Genomic DNA, 15,131 nt, shown 5'->3' with positions numbered 1-15,131 from the left:
ACGTGAGTGCCCTGCCCGCCCCCGCCGAGCCGACCTTCCGCCCGCTCACGGACGCCGACCTCCCGGCGGTACTCGACCTGCTGACCGCCTCGCTGGCCGGCGGCCCGACCGGCACCCGCACCGCCGAGTTCTTCACCTGGAAGCACCGGCAGAACCCGTTCGGCGCCAGCCCCGGCCTGCTCGCCGAGACCCGGGACGGGCGCCTCGCCGGCGTCCGGCTCTTCCTGCGCTGGCAGTGGCACGAGGGCGCCACCGGCCGTACGGTCGCCGCAGTCCGGCCGGTGGACACCGCCACCCACCCGGACTTCCAGGGCCGCGGCATCTTCCGCCGGCTCACCCTGGACCTGCTCGAACAGGTCTCCGGTGAAGCGGAGTTGGTGTTCAACACGCCCAACGGCAAGAGCCTGCCCGGCTACCGGACGATGGGCTGGCAGGAGCTCGGGCAAGTCCCGGTGGCACTTCGGGCCGTGCGCCCGGCGGCGTTCGCCCGAGGGGTGCGCGCCGCACTGGACCGCCGGCCGGCCGGGCCAACGGCCCCGATCGTCTGCCAACTCCCCACCGCCGGAGAGTGGTTCGACACCCAGCCGGCCGACGGGCCGCTGGCCGAGCTGCTGCGCGAGCGGGCCGCCGCCGACTCCGCCGACCCCCGCCTGGCCGTCCGCCGCACCCCGGAGTTCCTGCACTGGCGCTACGGGCGGGCCCCCGGCCTGGACTACCGCGTCCTCACCGCCCACCGCGGCGGCGAACTGACCGGCCTCGCCCTCGGCCGGCCCCGCCGGCGCGGCCCGCTGGCCGAGTTCACCCTCGCCGACGTCCTGGTCCGCCCCGGCGACCGGGACAGCGCCGCCCGGCTGCTGCGCGCCGCCGCCCACGAGTCCGGCTGCGACCACGTCGCCACCCACCTCTCCCCCGGCACCGAGGCGGGCGCAGCCGCGCTGCGCACCGGCTACCTGCGCGCACCGCGCACCGGCATGCGGCTGGCCGCCCGCACCCCGGCCGGCCGCACCGAACTGACCCTGGCCGACTGGCGGTTCACCCTCGGCGACCTGGAGGTCTTCTGATGCCCTGGCCGGCCCCGGCGGCCCGGGCCGCGCTCCAGCGCGCCCGGGCCGCACTGACCCGCGTGCCCTGGCCCTCCACCGTCGCGGCCGCCCTGGTGACCGGCTACGTCACGCTGTTCGTGCTCGCCATGGTGCACACCTCGTACGACACCTGGGGCGCACTGCTGATCCTCCCCGCGCTGATGGCGATCGGCACCCCGGTCCTGGCCCGGATCGCCGCCGCCAACCCCGAACGGGACGTGTTCCGCCTGCTGCTGCTGGCCATGACGGCCAAGCTGCTCTGCGCCTTCCCCCGCTACCTGATGGCCTTCGTGCTGTACGGCGGCGCGGCCGACGCCAAGATGTACCACCAGAAGGGCACCGAGCTCGCCGCCTACCTCGACCAGGCCGACCTGTTCGCCGGCGTCCACTACGACCTCGGGATGAAGGTCGCCGGGACGGGCTTCGTCATCATCGTCACCGGCGTGGTCTACGCGATCACCGGGCCGTCGCTGATCGGCGGCTTCCTGGTCTTCTCCTGGCTGGGGTTCTGGGGCCTGCTGCTGTTCTGGCGGGCGCTGCAGATCGCGTTCCCCGAGGCGGACACCCGCAGGTACGCCAAGCTGGTCTTCTTCCTGCCCTCGCTGCTGTTCTGGCCGTCCAGCATCGGCAAGGACGCCTGGATGATGTTCTGCCTGGGCCTGACCACCTACGGCACCGCCCGGCTGCTGGACCGCCGCTTCGGCGCCTTCGCCTGCATCGCGCTCGGCTCGCTCGGCACCGCGATGGTCCGCCCGCACGTCACCGCGCTCGCCGGGGCCGGGCTGATGGTCGCGTACGTGCTGCGCAAGCGCCCGCAGCAGGCGAGCGCGCTCGGGCCGCTGCGGACCATCCTGACCGCGGTGGTGCTGGGCGCGATGGCGGTGCTGATGCTCCAGCAGGTCTCCACCTTCTTCGGCACCGACGGCACCGGCGGCGACGCCGTCAACCAGGTGCTCTCGGAGACCTCGCGGCGCACCAGTCAGGGCAACTCGATGATCAGCGCGACCGCGCCCGAGGACGCCGCACCCCAGTTCAGCCTCAACCCGGCGGGGCTGCCGGTCGCCGTGGTCAGCGTGCTCTTCCGGCCGTTCCCGTTCGAGGCGTCCAACATCCAGAACCTGATCCAGTCGGTGGAGTGCTTCGCGCTGCTGGTGATGTTCATCCGCAGCTGGCCGCGGCTGAGCCGGCTGCCCCGGCTGTTCGTGCAGCGCTCGTACCTCGCCTTCACCGCCGTCTACACGCTGCTGTTCTGCTGGGCCTTCTCGACCATCAACAACATGGGCATCCTGTCGCGCGAGCGCGTCCAGGTGCTGCCGCTGGTGCTGGTCCTGCTGGTCGTCCCGGCGGCGACCGCCACCCGCGGGCCGGCCAAGCGCCGCTCACCGCCGGTCTGGCGGGTCGCGCCCGGACAGTGGGGCGGGCGGCGGCGGCCGCCCGAGATCCACCCCGCCGGCGGCGGCGGTGCGGGCCGCCCGGAGGCAGCTCCCTCGTCCCGCTCGCCGTCGCTGCCCTCGTCCCAGCTCTCGACCCGCTCGCCGTCGCAGCCCTCGTACCGGTCACCGTCCCGGCCACCGTCGGCACGCCGGTTCCCGTTGCCGGGCAACTCCGAGTCCCAGTCACCGTTCCAGGGGGGATCCACCGCGCCATGACCACCGACACCCTTGCCCTGCCCGCCGCCCTCGGCGGCACGCCCGCGTTCCCGGACGGACTCCCGCTGACCCGGGTGCGGGTCCCCGACCGCGCCGCGCTGCTGGAGCGGCTCGGCACCGTCCTGGACAGCGGGCAGCTGACCAACGGCCGCACCGTCGCCGAACTGGAGGAGACCGCCGCCGAGCTGCTGGACGTGCCGCACGTGGTGGCCGTCTCCAACTGCACCGCCGGCCTGATGCTGGTACTCCAGGCCGCCGGGGTCGGGGGCGGGCGCCCGGTGGTGATGCCCGGCTTCACCTTCTCCGCCACCGCACACGCCGCCCACTGGGCCGGCGGCACCCCGGTGTTCGCCGAGGCCCGCGAGCAGGACATCACCCTCGACCCCGAGGACGCGGCCGCCCGGCTCGCCGCCGCCGACCGCCCGGCCGCACTGATGGCCACCCACGTCTACGGCACGCCCTGCCAGGTCGAGCGGCTCCAGGAGGTCGCCGACGCGGCCGGCGTGCCGCTGGTCTACGACTCGGCGCACGGCTTCGGCAGCCGCCGCCGGGGCGTGCCGGTCGGCAACTTCGGCTACGCCGAGGTGTTCTCGATGAGCCCGACCAAGGTCGCGGTGGCCGGCGAGGGCGGCCTGGTCGCCACCCGGGACGCCGACCTCGCCCGCCGGCTGCGCACCGCCCGCGACTACGGCAACCCGGGCGACTACGACACGCTCTTCCCCGGCCTGAATGCCCGGATGAGCGAACTGCACGCCGCCGTCGGCCTCAACTGGCTGGCCGGGCTGCCCGAACGGGTGGCCCATCGGGGCACTCTTGTGGCCGGGTTCGCCGCGGAGGCTTCCGGCCTGCCGGGGCTGCGGCTGGCCCTGCCGGAGGAGGGCGACGTCTCCACCTTCAAGGACCTCACGCTGATCCTGGACGCCGCTGCCTTCGGGCTCACCGCGCTCCAACTCGCCGACGCGCTGAGGGCCGAGGGCATCGACTCGCGCCGCTACTTCCACCCGCCGGTGCAGCGCCAGCGCGCCTACGCCCACCTCGGCCAGGCCGAGGCGCTGCCGGTGACCGACCGGCTGGCCTCCTCGGTGCTCACCGTTCCGCTCTGGTCGCACATGGACGCACCCGTCGTACGCCGGGTCGCCGCGGCGGTGGCCCGGATCCAGCCGTACGCGGAGCGCCTGCGCACCGCCTGACCGGCCCCCGCCCGGTTAGGCGGATCGGGTGAACGCGGTTGGACCGCGGGCGCCCCCGGTCGGCAGGATGTCCGGCCGGGGCCCGCGGTCCCATCTCACCCTCCCCCGTACGGATTTGGAGTCACCCGGTGCTCAAGGGATTCCGCAGCTTCCTGCTGCGCGGAAACGTCGTCGACCTCGCGGTCGGCATCGTCATCGGCGCGGCCTTCACGGCCGTCGTCACCGGGTTCGTCACGGCCTTCCTCACCCCGCTGATCGGCGTCGCCACCGGCGCCGTCGGCGACTTCACCCAGAAGACCTTCGCGGTCGCCGGCACCGACTTCCCGTACGGCGTGTTCGTGAACGCGCTGATCAGCTTCGTGCTGGTGGCCGCGGTGATCTACTTCATCGTGGTGGTGCCGGTCGGCAAGCTCCAGGTGAAGCTGGACGGCGCCAAGCCGGCACCGGTCGCCAAGGCGGACTGCCCGGAGTGCCTGAGCCCGATCCCGGTGGCGGCGGTGCGCTGCTCGTTCTGCACCTCCGAGGTGGCCGGCCGGCCGGGCTTCCCCACCCAGGCCTCCCACCAGCAGCCGGCCCAGGCCCGCTGACGCCCGGACCCTCGGCACGCACGGCACGGCACGTACGTCCACGGCACGGCACACACGACACCACGGCACGGCACGCACCTCCACGGCCCACCGGCCCACGGTCGCGCAGGCCCGCTGACCTCGGGCTTCGCACCCCTGGCCGGCTCTCACGGGAAATTTATCCCCGAAACATTCACGAGCCCCTGTCGGCCCTCCGGCGGGGGCTCGAATGCGCCAGCGCACGCCCCGCCCGCAAAAGTTTCTTCGCCGGAACCCGAACCGTCCATCGCCCCGTCACCGCACCGGCCTTCGCCGGCCCCGTCCGGGCTCCGTTCGAGGCCGCACCCCGGCCCGAACCTGGCCTGAACTCGCTGCCGGAATGTCCGTTCTTACTACTTTCGAAACCTTTGTGCGAGCGAAGACTGTGTAAACACTCGAACTGCTCGGCCTCCCACTCTCCTCAGCAGGCGCATTGTGGGCTTACCGTATGCCCCATGACCTCGCCCCGCTCCTACGACGGAGTCGGCTACCCCTCTCCGTCCTTCTCCTCCGGCACGCCCATCTACGACTCCCTCGTCGCAGAGCGCGGTGTCCCGCAGATCGCGCCCATCAACGTGCCGGCCGCCCTGCCGCCGGCACTGTCCTCCGGTTACGGATCCGGCCTCGGCCCGTCCTACGACAACCGGTACGGCGGTGGGTACGACACCCCCGGCAGCAACCTCCCCGCGCTGCCGCCCGCCCGCCTCGCCCTGGGCCCCGGCCCGAGCAGCGGTCCCTCCGCCGGCCCCTCCACGGCGTACATCCCCGCGCAGCCCGCGCCGGCGTACGCCTCTGCGCCCCAGCCGCCCGTCCCCGGTTACGGCGGCCCGCAGCCGTACCTGGCCGGCCAGCGTCCGCAGGCTCCCGCCCCCGGCTTCTCGCAGGCCACCGGCGGCGCCTACCAGCCGTCCGGCGGCCAGAGCTTCGGCGGGCAGAACACCTTCGTCGGCGCCGGCCAGGGCGGCCCGCAGTCCTTCGGCGCGCAGCCGATGGGCGGCCCGGGTTCCTTCGGCGGCCCGCAGCAGCCCGCCGGCCAGCCCCAGGGCGGCCCGCAGAGCTTCGGCGGCCAGCAGTCCTTCGCCGGGGCCGGCCCGGCCGGCTTCCAGGGTCAGGGCGGCGACCAGGGCTTCGGCGGCGCCCAGCTGCGCCCGGCCGTCTCCCCGGTCGCGCCGGTCCGCCCGATGCAGCCGCAGCGCCCGGGCGCGTACGGCGAGCCGGGCCAGTTCCAGCAGGGCTACCAGCCGCAGGGCCAGGGCTACTGACGCCCTCGGGCCGGCCCCACCCGGCCCGAACCCGCACCACCTGAGCACCACCCGGCGCCACCGCGCGCCGGGCGTACGGAGAAACGGGTCATCCACGGACCGTCCGGACCGCCCCCCACGGCGTCCGGGCGGTCCGTGCGCGTACGGGGTGCCGAAGTCCTCGGCCACCGGGGTGCCGACGGTCCGGAGGGTGCTGGCAGGATGGGGGGATGCTGCTCACCGGACTCCACGTCTACCCCGTCAAGTCGATGTACCGCCTGAGCCCCGCCAGCGCCCGGGTCGAGCCGTGGGGTCTGCTCGGCGACCGCCGCTGGATGCTGGCCGACGCCACCGGACGCTTCGTCAGCCAGCGCGAGAACGCCGCCCTCGGCCAGATCCGCACCGAGCTCTCCGACAGCGGCACGCTCACCCTCACCGCCCCCGGCGGCTCCCGGATCGAGGTCCCGGCGCCGGCCGTCGCGGCGGGCGACCCGCTCGCCGAGGTCGAGGTCTGGGGTACCCGGTTCCGCGCCGCCGAGGCGTTCAAGGAGGCTCACCTCTGGATCGCCGAGCACCTCGGCGACTACCGCCTGGTGCACCTCGACGACCCGCGGGCCCGCCCGGTCGAGCCGCAGTTCTCCGCGCCCGGCGACACCGTCTCGATGGCCGACGGCTTCCCGCTGCTGCTCGTCACCACCGCCTCGCTGGAGAAGCTCAACGCGCTGATCGCCGAGGAGCACCCGGAGGGCCACGAGACCCTGCCGATGGAGCGGTTCCGCCCGAACGTGGTGGTCGGCGGCGCCGAGCCGTGGGCCGAGGACGGCTGGCGCCGGATCCGGATCGGCGAGCTGACCTTCAAGGTGGTCAAGCCCTGCGGCCGGTGCGTGGTCACCACCACCGACCAGGAGAGCGGCGAGCGGCGCGGCCCCGAGCCGCTGCGCACCCTGGCCCGGCACCACAAGCTGCTGAAGAAGGCCGCGTTCGGGCAGAACCTGATCCCCGAGCGCCCGGCCGGCGCGGACGGCGACGTGCTCGGCACGCTCCGGGTCGGCGACGAGGTCGAGGTGCTGGAGGACGGCGCGCACTGGCCGGCGAACGAGCTGGTCTGAGCCCCCTGGCCGCCCCCGCCGTCCCCGTCCCGTCCGGAACCGGAACTGTGCGCGCTCGTTGAAGCATGTGGTGAAGACGAAACGGCCCCCGGCACCTCTCTGCGCCGGGCGGCCGGACCACCCGCGCGGGCGCGCTACGGTGGGCGGGCGGCCCGCGCACCCACGCGCGTACGGTCCGTTGATCGCCGGCTCGACGAAGGTGGGGACGACAGACCGTCATGGCTGAGCACAGGGTCCGGGTCACCCAGGACAGCGCATCCCGCTGGCGGCGCCGCGCCGGCGAGTACGACACGCTCGCGGAGGCCCTCGCGGCCGCCGAGCCGGGCGACACGGTGACCGTCCGGCCGGGCACCTTCCGGGAGAACCTGGTGCTGGACAAGGCGGTCACCGTCGTCCCGGCGCAGGGCCCCGGTACGGTCCGGATCGACCCTCCGGGCGGCGTGCCACTGACCGTCACCGCCGCCGCCATCGTCCGTGACCTGGTGATCGAGGGCAGCGACAGCTCCGTCCCCGCCGTGCTGGTCACCGGCCCGGAGGCGACCCCCTCGCTGAGCGGCTGCCGGGTGGAGACCCGCTCGGCCGCCGGCGTCGAGGTCACCGACGGCGCCCGGCCCACCCTGCGCGGCTGCGTGGTCACCAACCCGACCGGCCTCGGCCTGCGGCTGCGCGGCGAGGCGACGGCGGCCGCCTTCGAGGACTGCGAGGTCGCGGCCGCCGGGCAGGCGGGGCTGGCCGTCCTCGCCGGCGCCACCGCCGCGCTCGAACGCTGCCGGATCCACCACGCGGGCGGCGCCGGCGTGCTCCTCGCTGACCCGGGCAGCGCCGCCGAGCTGACCGGCTGCGAGATCTACGAGATCCGCGGCAGCGGCGTGCAGGCCGAGGCGCAGGCCGGCGGGCGGCTGATCGACTGCGAGATCCACCGGGTCACCGGCAACGGCCTGACCCTGGACAGCGAGGCCGAGTTGGTGCTGACCGGCTGCCGGGTGCACGACCTGCCGGAGAACGGCGCCGACCTGCGCGGCCGGGCCCGGCTCAGCCTGGTCAACAGCACCGTGCGGGACTTCGGGCGCGGCGCGCTCTCGGTCTGGGACCAGGGTACCGAGGCCATCGCCGAGTCCAGCGAGATCCACGGATCGTCCGGCGAGTATCCGGCGCTCTGGGTCAGCGACGGCGCCCGGCTCACCCTCACCGACTGCTCGCTGCACGACCTGCCGGACGCGCTCTTCGTCCTGGACCGCGACTCCACCGCCACCGCCGAGGGCTGCTCGTTCAGCCGGATCCGCAGCTCCGCCGTGTCGGTCAGCGGCGGCGCCGGGGTGACGCTCACCCGCTGCCGGGTCCAGGAGGCCGGCACCGGGCTCTGGTTCCGCGACCACGGCAGCGGAGGGCTGCTCACCGACTGCGAGATCTCCGACGTGTCCACCGGCGTCATCGTCACCAAGGGCGCCGACCCGGTGGTGCGCGACTGCACCGTCCGGGCCAGCTCGGACGCCGGCGTGTACGTCTCGGCACAGGGCCGCGGCACCTTCGAGGACTGCCGGGTCTCGCACGGCAAGGGCTTCGGCTTCCACATCATCGACGGCTGCCGCACCGTCCTGACCCGCTGCCGGGCGGAGCAGAACGAGCGGGCCGGCTTCGAGTTCTCCGAGCCCGGGCCGGTGGTGGAGGCCTGCACCTCGGACGACATCGCGCCGGCCGCGCCCGGGCCCGAGGTGCCCGCCCCGCGGACCGCCCAACTCGCGGCGCCGACACCACCGTTGACCGCACTGGCGGCTTCGGCCCCGGCCCCGGCATCGGCCTCCGCGGCGATCGGGCCGATCCCCGACTGCCGGCCCGCCGACGAGGCGCTCGCCGAACTCGACGCGCTGGTGGGCCTGGCCACGGTCAAGCAGGAGGTGCGGACGCTGATCGACCTGATCTCGGTCGGCCGTCGCCGCCGTCAGGCCGGGCTGAAGGCCCCCTCGCTCCGCCGCCACCTGGTCTTCACCGGAGCCCCCGGCACCGGCAAGACCACCGTGGCCCGGCTCTACGGCGAAATCCTGGCCTCGCTCGGGGTGTTGCAGCGCGGCCACCTCGTCGAGGTGGCCCGGGTCGACCTGGTCGGCGAGCACATCGGCTCCACCGCGATCCGCACCGCCGCCGCCTTCGACCGGGCCCGCGGCGGGGTGCTCTTCATCGACGAGGCGTACGCGCTGGCTCCCGAGGACGGCGCCCGCGACTTCGGCCGGGAGGCGATCGACACCCTGGTCAAGCTGATGGAGGACCACCGGGACGAGGTGGTCGTCATCGTGGCCGGCTACACCGCCGAGATGGAACGCTTCCTCTCCGCCAACCCCGGTGTCTCGTCCCGGTTCTCACGGACCATCACATTTTCCGACTACACCGCGGACGAACTGCTGGAGATCGCCCGCGCCCAGTGCGCCGAGCACGAGTACGCGTTGGCCGAGGCCACCGAGGGCGCGCTGCTCGACCACTTCGCCACCCTGGAGCGCGGCCCCAACTTCGGCAACGGGCGCACGGCCCGCCAGGTCTTCGAGACGATGGTCGAGCGGCACGCGATGCGGGTCGCCCACCTGGAGGACCCGTCCACCGAGGAGCTCCAACTGCTCGTCCCCGCCGACCTCCCGGGCGCCCGGCTGCCCTGACCGGCGCGGCGTGGCGCCGCGCGGCGAGGAACTCCATTCCGCTGGTCGGCCGTTGAGGCAGTATGAGCGTACTTCTCACCGGCGCGGCGGGCGGGCTGTTGCTGCCGGCCGCCCTGGTCGTGGTGTTCTTCCTCGGCGCGGTCGCCCGCCGGCTGCTCGCCCGACTGGAGGCGGACGGCGCGCATCCGGGATCGCGTGCGAAATCGCGCACGGGTGGGGGCGGCGCAGGTGCGACCGCCACCGAGGAGCTGCACGCACTGCTCTACCCAAGCAAGCGTGTGCAACTGGAGCAGCGCCGGATCGAGCTGGTGCTACGGGACGACGAGCACGACGGCGCGCCGAAGCGGACCGGCATCGACCTCGCGGGCGGCACGGCGGTTCTCCGCCGTACGGGCGGGTAGGACACCTTTGACCTGCGGAGCAACGGACGACACCTGGCAGATGGTCAAATGTTCTGTCTGTCCCGCTGCCTGCTGCCCTCTGTTCTCTGCGCTTCTGTCGGCGGCGACCCGTCACCCGTGGCGGGCCGCCGCCCCCAGCATCCGCTCCACCATCAGCGTCAGCCGCTGCTCCGCGAAGTCCGGGCGCAGCGACCGCTCCGGGCGAGCGTCACCTGGCCGTGGAGGGCCGCCCAGACCATCTCGGTGAAGGGCTCCGGATCCTCGGCGCCGGCCACGTCGGCGATCGGTCCGACGAGCGCGGCGAAGGCCTCCTTCAGCGGGGCGGGCGAGTCCGGCTTCCCGAACGGCAGGTCCGTCGCGAGGGTGAACATCGCGTCGTAGAGCGCCGGGTTGGCGGCCGCGAACGCGAGGTAGGTGTCGGCCGCGGCGCCGAAGGCCTCGGCCGGCCCGTCGGCCTTCCGTACGGCAGCCCGCAGGTCTGCGGCCAGCGCTGACCCGGCCGGACAGCGGCCGGCGTCAGCACGACCAGGCGCCTCCGGCCAGGAAGGACTCCAGCCTGGCCCGGTACGGCGCGATGTCGATCCGCTCGCCGGCCAGCCAGTCGTCCGAGTAGTACTTGTCGAGGTAGCGGTCACCCGGGTCGCAGATCAGGGTGACCACGCTGCCGTGCTCCCCCGCCGCCCGCATCTGCGCGACGATCTTCAGTGCGCTCCACAGGCCCGTTCCGGTGGAGGCGCCGGCCTTCTTGCCGAGCACGTCCTCCAGCACCCGCACGGCGGCGATCGAGGCGGCGTCCGGGACCTTCATCATCCGGTCGATCGCCCCCGGGACGAAGCTCGGCTCCATCCGGGGCCGGCCGATCCCCTCGATCCGCGAGCCGCTGTCGCAGACCGCCTCCGGGTCGTGCTGGACCCAGCCGTCGAAGAAGCAGGAGTTCTCCGGGTCGGCGACGCAGATCCGGGTGTCGTACTGCATGTAGTGGACGTACCGGGCGATGGTCGCCGAGGTGCCGCCCGTCCCGGCGGTGGCGACGATCCAGGCCGGTTCGGGGTGCGGCTCCAGGCGCAGCTGGGCGAAGACCGACTCGGCGATGTTGTTGTTGCCGCGCCAGTCGGTGGCCCGCTCCGCATAGGTGAACTGGTCCATGTAGTGGCCGCCGGTCTCCTCGGCGAGCCGGGCGGACGCCTCGTACACCTCGTCCGAGCGCTCCACCAGGTGGCACTCGCCGCCGTGGAACTGGATCAGGTCGATCTTGGCCTGGCTGGTGGACTTGGCCATCACCGCGATGAACGGCACGCCGACGAGCTGCGCGAAGTACGCCTCGGAGACGGCGGTGGAGCCGCTGGACGCCTCGATCACCGGCTTGCCGGGGCGGATCCAGCCGTTGCAGAGCCCGTACAGGAAGAGCGAGCGGGCCAACCGGTGCTTGAGCGAGCCGGTGGGGTGGGTGGACTCGTCCTTGAGGTAGAGGTCGATGCCCCAGTCGGCGGGGAGCGGGAAGCGCAGCAGGTGGGTGTCGGCGGAGCGGTTGGCGTCCGCGTGGACCTTGCGCACCGCCTCCTTGAGCCAGCTGCGGTAGGCCGCGTCGGAGCGGTCGACGTCGTCGGTCCGCCCGGTACTCGTCCGCTCGGCGCTCAGCTGGCTGCCCATGGTCACTCTCCTCGTTCGAACCCCCGAATTGCTCACTACGAGTGTACGAGAGTCACGATAAGTGACCTTTTCCGTAGCCCCAGCTTCCGCTTATCGCCTTGTCACACCACCTGGGCCACGCCTGCAGCAGAACCGCGCCCTACGCCCCCGCCGCCACCGACTGCGGATCCGCCAGGTACGGCCGCCAGGCCAGCTCCGCCGCACCGGCCAGCGCGCCGTGCGCCAGCTCCGCGCCGACGATCGGCACCCGGCCGCTGCGCCCCCAGAGGCAGCGCTCGGCGACCACCGCGCGCAGCCGCTCGGGCGCGGCCTCCAGCAGGTCGAGGTGGAGCCCGCTGAGCACCACCCGGTCGGGGTTGAGGATGTTGGCGACACCGGCCAGTCCGAGGCCGAGCCGGTCGACGACGTGCTCGACGGCGGCCCGGGCGTGCTCGTCGGTGGCGGCGGCTCGGCAGAGTTCCCGGGCCTGGTCGAGCAACGGGCGGTCCGGATCGGGGGTGAGCCCGGCGGCGGCGAACAGGGCGTCCGGGTCGGTCTCGGAGTTGAGGCAGCCCCGGTTGCCGCACTGGCAGGGGCGGCCCTGCGGGTCGACGGTCAGGTGGCCGACCTCCAGCGCGAGCCCGGCGCTGCCGGTGTGCAGCCGGCCGTCGATGACCAGGGCGCCGCCGACGCCGCGGTGGCCGGAGGTGACCAGCAACAGGTGGCGGGCGCCGCGGCCGGCGCCGTGCCGGTACTCGGCGAGCGCGCCCAGGTTGGCGTCGTTGGCGATGGCGGTGGGCAGCGGGTCGAGCGCGCGCGGCCCGTTGTCGGCGCGGCCGACCTCGACGTCGTACAGGTCGGCGACGGGCGTGCCGCTGGGCCAGGCGAAGTGCAGGGCGGCGAGCGCGGTGCCGTCCGGTTCGGTGACCGGGTTGGGCAGGGCGAGTGCGGCGGCGAGGCAGCGGCGGCTGCTGTTGCGGGCCAGTTCGGCACCGGCCTCGGCGACGGCGCGCAGCATCCGGACGGGGTCGGTGGCGGCGGGCAGCGGCCGGTGGACCGGCGGCTCCAGCAGTCCGCCGAGCCCGGCGAGGGTGACGCTCAGTCCGTCGGCGTGGATCTGCCCGGCGATGACGACCGGGCCCTCGGGGTCGATGGCCAGCCGGTGCGAGGGGCGGCCGCGGCCGCCGCCGGCCGGGCGGGAGTCGACGGTGATCAGGCCGAGCGCCTCCAGCTCCGCGGTGACCGCGCCGGCGGTGGCCCGGGTGACGTCCAGCGCGCGGGTGAGCGCCGAACGGGTCGGGGTCTGGCCGGTGTGGATGAGCGAGAGCGCGGGGCCGAGCAGCGTCCGGCCGCGGTCGGGGGCCGCGCGACGGTGGGCTTCGCGCTGCGCGTCGTGGTCGGCCTCGGCACCGGGCCCGGACCCCGAGGGCTTCGGTCCTGAGGGCTTCGGACTTGAAGGAGTGAGCTGCACGCCCCTATTGTTACTTTGTGCCGCTCCGAAACAAAATCCGTGACCATGCCCGCACCGACCGGCCGTCCCCCCAGTCTCGCAGCACACCCGCCCGCTCCGACACCCCCCGGGGCACCGACGGCGCCCCGCAGGACGCCACGGGCACCTCCTGGAGTGCCGCGCGCCTCGCACTCACCGCCTTCTTCGCCGTCGACGGCTTCCTCTTCGCCGCCTGGGTGGTCCGCATCCCGGACATCCGCAGCCAGGTCAGCGCCTCGCACAGCGCGCTCGGGCTCGCCCTGCTCTGCGTCTCGGCCGGCGCCGTCGCCACGATGCCGCTGGTCGGCCGGCTCTGCCTCCGGTACGGCTCACGGCCGGTCACCGTCGGCTCGCTCGCCCTGCTCAGCCTGGCCGTCCCGCTGCCCGCGCACGCCCACTCGGTGGCGGCGCTCGGCGGCGTCCTGCTGCTGTTCGGCGCGGGGTACGGCGGGGCCAACGTCGCCATGAACAGCGCCGCCGTCGACCTGGTGGCGCAGCTGCGACGCCCGGTGATGCCCAGCTTCCACGCCGGGTACAGCCTCGGCGGCCTGCTCGGCGCGGGCGTCGGCGGACTCCTCGCGACCGCTCTCACCACCGCCTGGGCACTCGCCCTGGGCGGCCTGCTCGGGCTCGCCGTCACCGTGGCCGCGGGCGTCGTCCTGCTCCGCGGCCCGGCCGCGCCGGTGATCGCCCCCAGCCGCACCCCGGCCCCGTCGGCCTCCTCCGACACTCCGGACAGCCGCCTGCCGCACGCCCGCCTGCTGGTGCTGCTGCTCGGCCTCACCGCCCTCTGCACCGCCTACGGCGAGGGCGCCATCGCCGACTGGACCACCCTGCACCTCACCGACGACGTCCACGCCAGTGCCGGTACGGCCGCCGCCGGGTACGCCGCCTACGCCTTCGCGATGACCAGCGGGCGGGTCGTCGGCACCTGGCTCTCCATCCGCTTCGGCCAGACCCGGCTGATGCTCCTCGGGGGCCTCACCGCCGCGGCCGGCATGCTGCTCGCCGCGCTCGCCCCCTCGGTGCCGCTCGCGCTCACCGGCTTCGTCCTGGTCGGCCTCGGTCTGGCCAACCTCTTCCCGCTCGCCATCGCCCAGGCCGGCGCCACCGGCGGCCCGCAGGGCGTCGCCCTCGCCTCCACCCTCGGCTACGGCGGCATGCTGATCGGCCCGCCGGTGATCGGCTTCCTCGCCGACGCCGTGGGCCTGCCACTCGCCCTCACCACCGTCGCCCTGACCGCCTCACTGGCGGCCTTCCTCCCCCTCACCGTCCGCGCCCGCCGCTGACGCAGCGCGGGGCGCCGCTCCCGACCCCGCCGCTGACGCCCCCCTCACCACCGGCCCTCGCGCCCCCACCCGTACGCCGGCGCGGTGGACGGAACGCTGTACCGCCCGACCGGCGACGAAGGCGTGGCAGGATGCCGCCATGACGAGCAGCGGGCGGATCCAGGTACTGCGGGCGAGCGAGCGTCCGGCGACGGCGTGGCTCAACGGGGGCGGGGTGACCAGGGAGGTCGCCGGTTTCCCGGCCGGGGCCGGGCTGGACGCCTTCGACTGGCGGGTCAGCCTCGCGGACGTGGCCTCTGCCGGGCCGTTCTCGGTGTTCCCCGGGATCGACCGGGTGATCACGCTGGTCGACGGCTCGGGGATGGCGCTGACCGTCGACGGCGCCGAGCACCGCGTCGACGCCCCGTTCCGCCCGTTCGCGTTCTCCGGCGACGCGGCCACCGACTGCCGTCTGCTCGGCGGCCCGGTGGTCGACTTCAATGTGATGACCCGCCGCGGCCGCACCACCGCCGGCCTCGCCCTGCTCACCGCGCCCGGGCCGGTGGAGGTCGCGGCCGGCGCCACCGTTCTGGTGCTCTGCCTCGCCGGCGCCGCCGCCCTCGCGGACGGCACCGCCCTCGACCGCTTCGACGCCGCCCTGCTGGACGGGCCCGGCACGTACGAGCTGCGGCCGGACGGCGTGACCGCCGTGGTCACCTTCCGCACGACCGCCCCCTGACACGCCGCTGCACAGGAAGTCGGACCGGCCGACTTCCTGTGCAGCGAGTGGGTTCAGCGGGTGGACTCAGCGGGTGGACTCAGT

The 15,131-nt window shown here is 74.4% G+C and carries 13 protein-coding genes; 10 read left to right on the top strand and 3 right to left on the bottom strand.

The window, feature by feature from the left end; genetic code table 11:
- The first annotated feature begins 2 nt into the window (after positions 1 to 2).
- The 8 genes from ACZ6NC_RS28995 (at position 3) to ACZ6NC_RS28960 (ending at position 9,922) form a co-directional block, all read left to right on the top strand.
- A complete protein-coding gene (locus ACZ6NC_RS28995) occupies positions 3 to 1,061 on the top strand; it encodes a GNAT family N-acetyltransferase (protein WP_465736717.1) in 1,059 nt (352 codons plus the stop codon).
- Positions 1,061 to 2,731, top strand: coding sequence for a hypothetical protein (locus ACZ6NC_RS28990; protein WP_465736716.1), 1,671 nt, complete (start codon positions 1,061 to 1,063; stop codon positions 2,729 to 2,731). The genes ACZ6NC_RS28995 and ACZ6NC_RS28990 overlap by 1 nt, the downstream gene beginning before the upstream one ends.
- Positions 2,728 to 3,921: a DegT/DnrJ/EryC1/StrS family aminotransferase gene (locus tag ACZ6NC_RS28985; RefSeq protein WP_465736715.1), complete on the top strand. Its 1,194-nt coding sequence runs from the start codon at positions 2,728 to 2,730 to the stop codon at positions 3,919 to 3,921. Before ACZ6NC_RS28990 ends, ACZ6NC_RS28985 begins: the two co-directional genes overlap by 4 nt.
- Before the next feature lie 128 nt (positions 3,922 to 4,049).
- Complete coding sequence (mscL, locus tag ACZ6NC_RS28980; RefSeq protein ID WP_465736714.1) at positions 4,050 to 4,508, top strand: large conductance mechanosensitive channel protein MscL; 459 nt, start codon at positions 4,050 to 4,052, stop codon at positions 4,506 to 4,508.
- 473 nt (positions 4,509 to 4,981) lie between these two features.
- Positions 4,982 to 5,788, top strand: coding sequence for a DUF6643 family protein (locus ACZ6NC_RS28975; protein ID WP_465736713.1), 807 nt, complete (start codon positions 4,982 to 4,984; stop codon positions 5,786 to 5,788).
- 209 nt (positions 5,789 to 5,997) lie between these two features.
- Positions 5,998 to 6,876 carry an MOSC domain-containing protein gene (locus ACZ6NC_RS28970; RefSeq protein WP_465736712.1) on the top strand — a complete coding sequence of 293 codons (879 nt, stop codon included), beginning with the start codon at positions 5,998 to 6,000 and terminating at the stop codon, positions 6,874 to 6,876.
- Between the two features lie 218 nt (positions 6,877 to 7,094).
- Positions 7,095 to 9,521 carry a right-handed parallel beta-helix repeat-containing protein gene (locus tag ACZ6NC_RS28965; RefSeq protein WP_465736711.1) on the top strand — a complete coding sequence of 809 codons (2,427 nt, stop codon included), beginning with the start codon at positions 7,095 to 7,097 and terminating at the stop codon, positions 9,519 to 9,521.
- Between the two features lie 62 nt (positions 9,522 to 9,583).
- A complete protein-coding gene (locus ACZ6NC_RS28960) occupies positions 9,584 to 9,922 on the top strand; it encodes a DUF6191 domain-containing protein (protein ID WP_465736710.1) in 339 nt (112 codons plus the stop codon).
- 158 nt (positions 9,923 to 10,080) lie between these two features.
- Here the strand turns inward: ACZ6NC_RS28960 and ACZ6NC_RS28955 are convergent, their stop codons facing one another.
- The 3 genes from ACZ6NC_RS28955 to ACZ6NC_RS28945 all read right to left on the bottom strand — a co-directional run bounded on the left by ACZ6NC_RS28955 (position 10,081) and on the right by ACZ6NC_RS28945 (position 13,022).
- A complete protein-coding gene (locus ACZ6NC_RS28955; RefSeq protein ID WP_465736709.1) occupies positions 10,081 to 10,557 on the bottom strand; it encodes a TetR-like C-terminal domain-containing protein in 477 nt (158 codons plus the stop codon).
- Positions 10,439 to 11,572, bottom strand: a complete 1,134-nt coding sequence (locus ACZ6NC_RS28950; RefSeq protein WP_465736708.1) for a PLP-dependent cysteine synthase family protein — start codon at positions 11,570 to 11,572, stop codon at positions 10,439 to 10,441. Before ACZ6NC_RS28950 ends, ACZ6NC_RS28955 begins: the two co-directional genes overlap by 119 nt.
- Positions 11,573 to 11,711: 139 nt before the next feature.
- Complete coding sequence (locus ACZ6NC_RS28945) at positions 11,712 to 13,022, bottom strand: ROK family protein (protein WP_465736707.1); 1,311 nt, start codon at positions 13,020 to 13,022, stop codon at positions 11,712 to 11,714.
- Between the two features lie 17 nt (positions 13,023 to 13,039).
- Here ACZ6NC_RS28945 and ACZ6NC_RS28940 point away from each other — a divergent pair, with 17 nt between their 5' ends.
- Together ACZ6NC_RS28940 and ACZ6NC_RS28935 are read left to right on the top strand one after the other, a co-directional pair.
- Entirely contained in the window at positions 13,040 to 14,329 is a 1,290-nt protein-coding gene (locus ACZ6NC_RS28940; RefSeq protein WP_465736706.1) for an MFS transporter, read from the top strand.
- A 139-nt stretch (positions 14,330 to 14,468) separates the two neighbouring features.
- A complete protein-coding gene (locus tag ACZ6NC_RS28935) occupies positions 14,469 to 15,047 on the top strand; it encodes a HutD/Ves family protein (protein ID WP_465736705.1) in 579 nt (192 codons plus the stop codon).
- Positions 15,048 to 15,131: the final 84 nt, after the last annotated feature.

The sequence above is a fragment of the Kitasatospora sp. NPDC041988 genome (genome assembly GCF_055588525.1).
The sequence above is the reverse complement of the archived record's forward strand: the minus strand, read 5'-3'. Positions and strand labels throughout refer to the sequence as shown.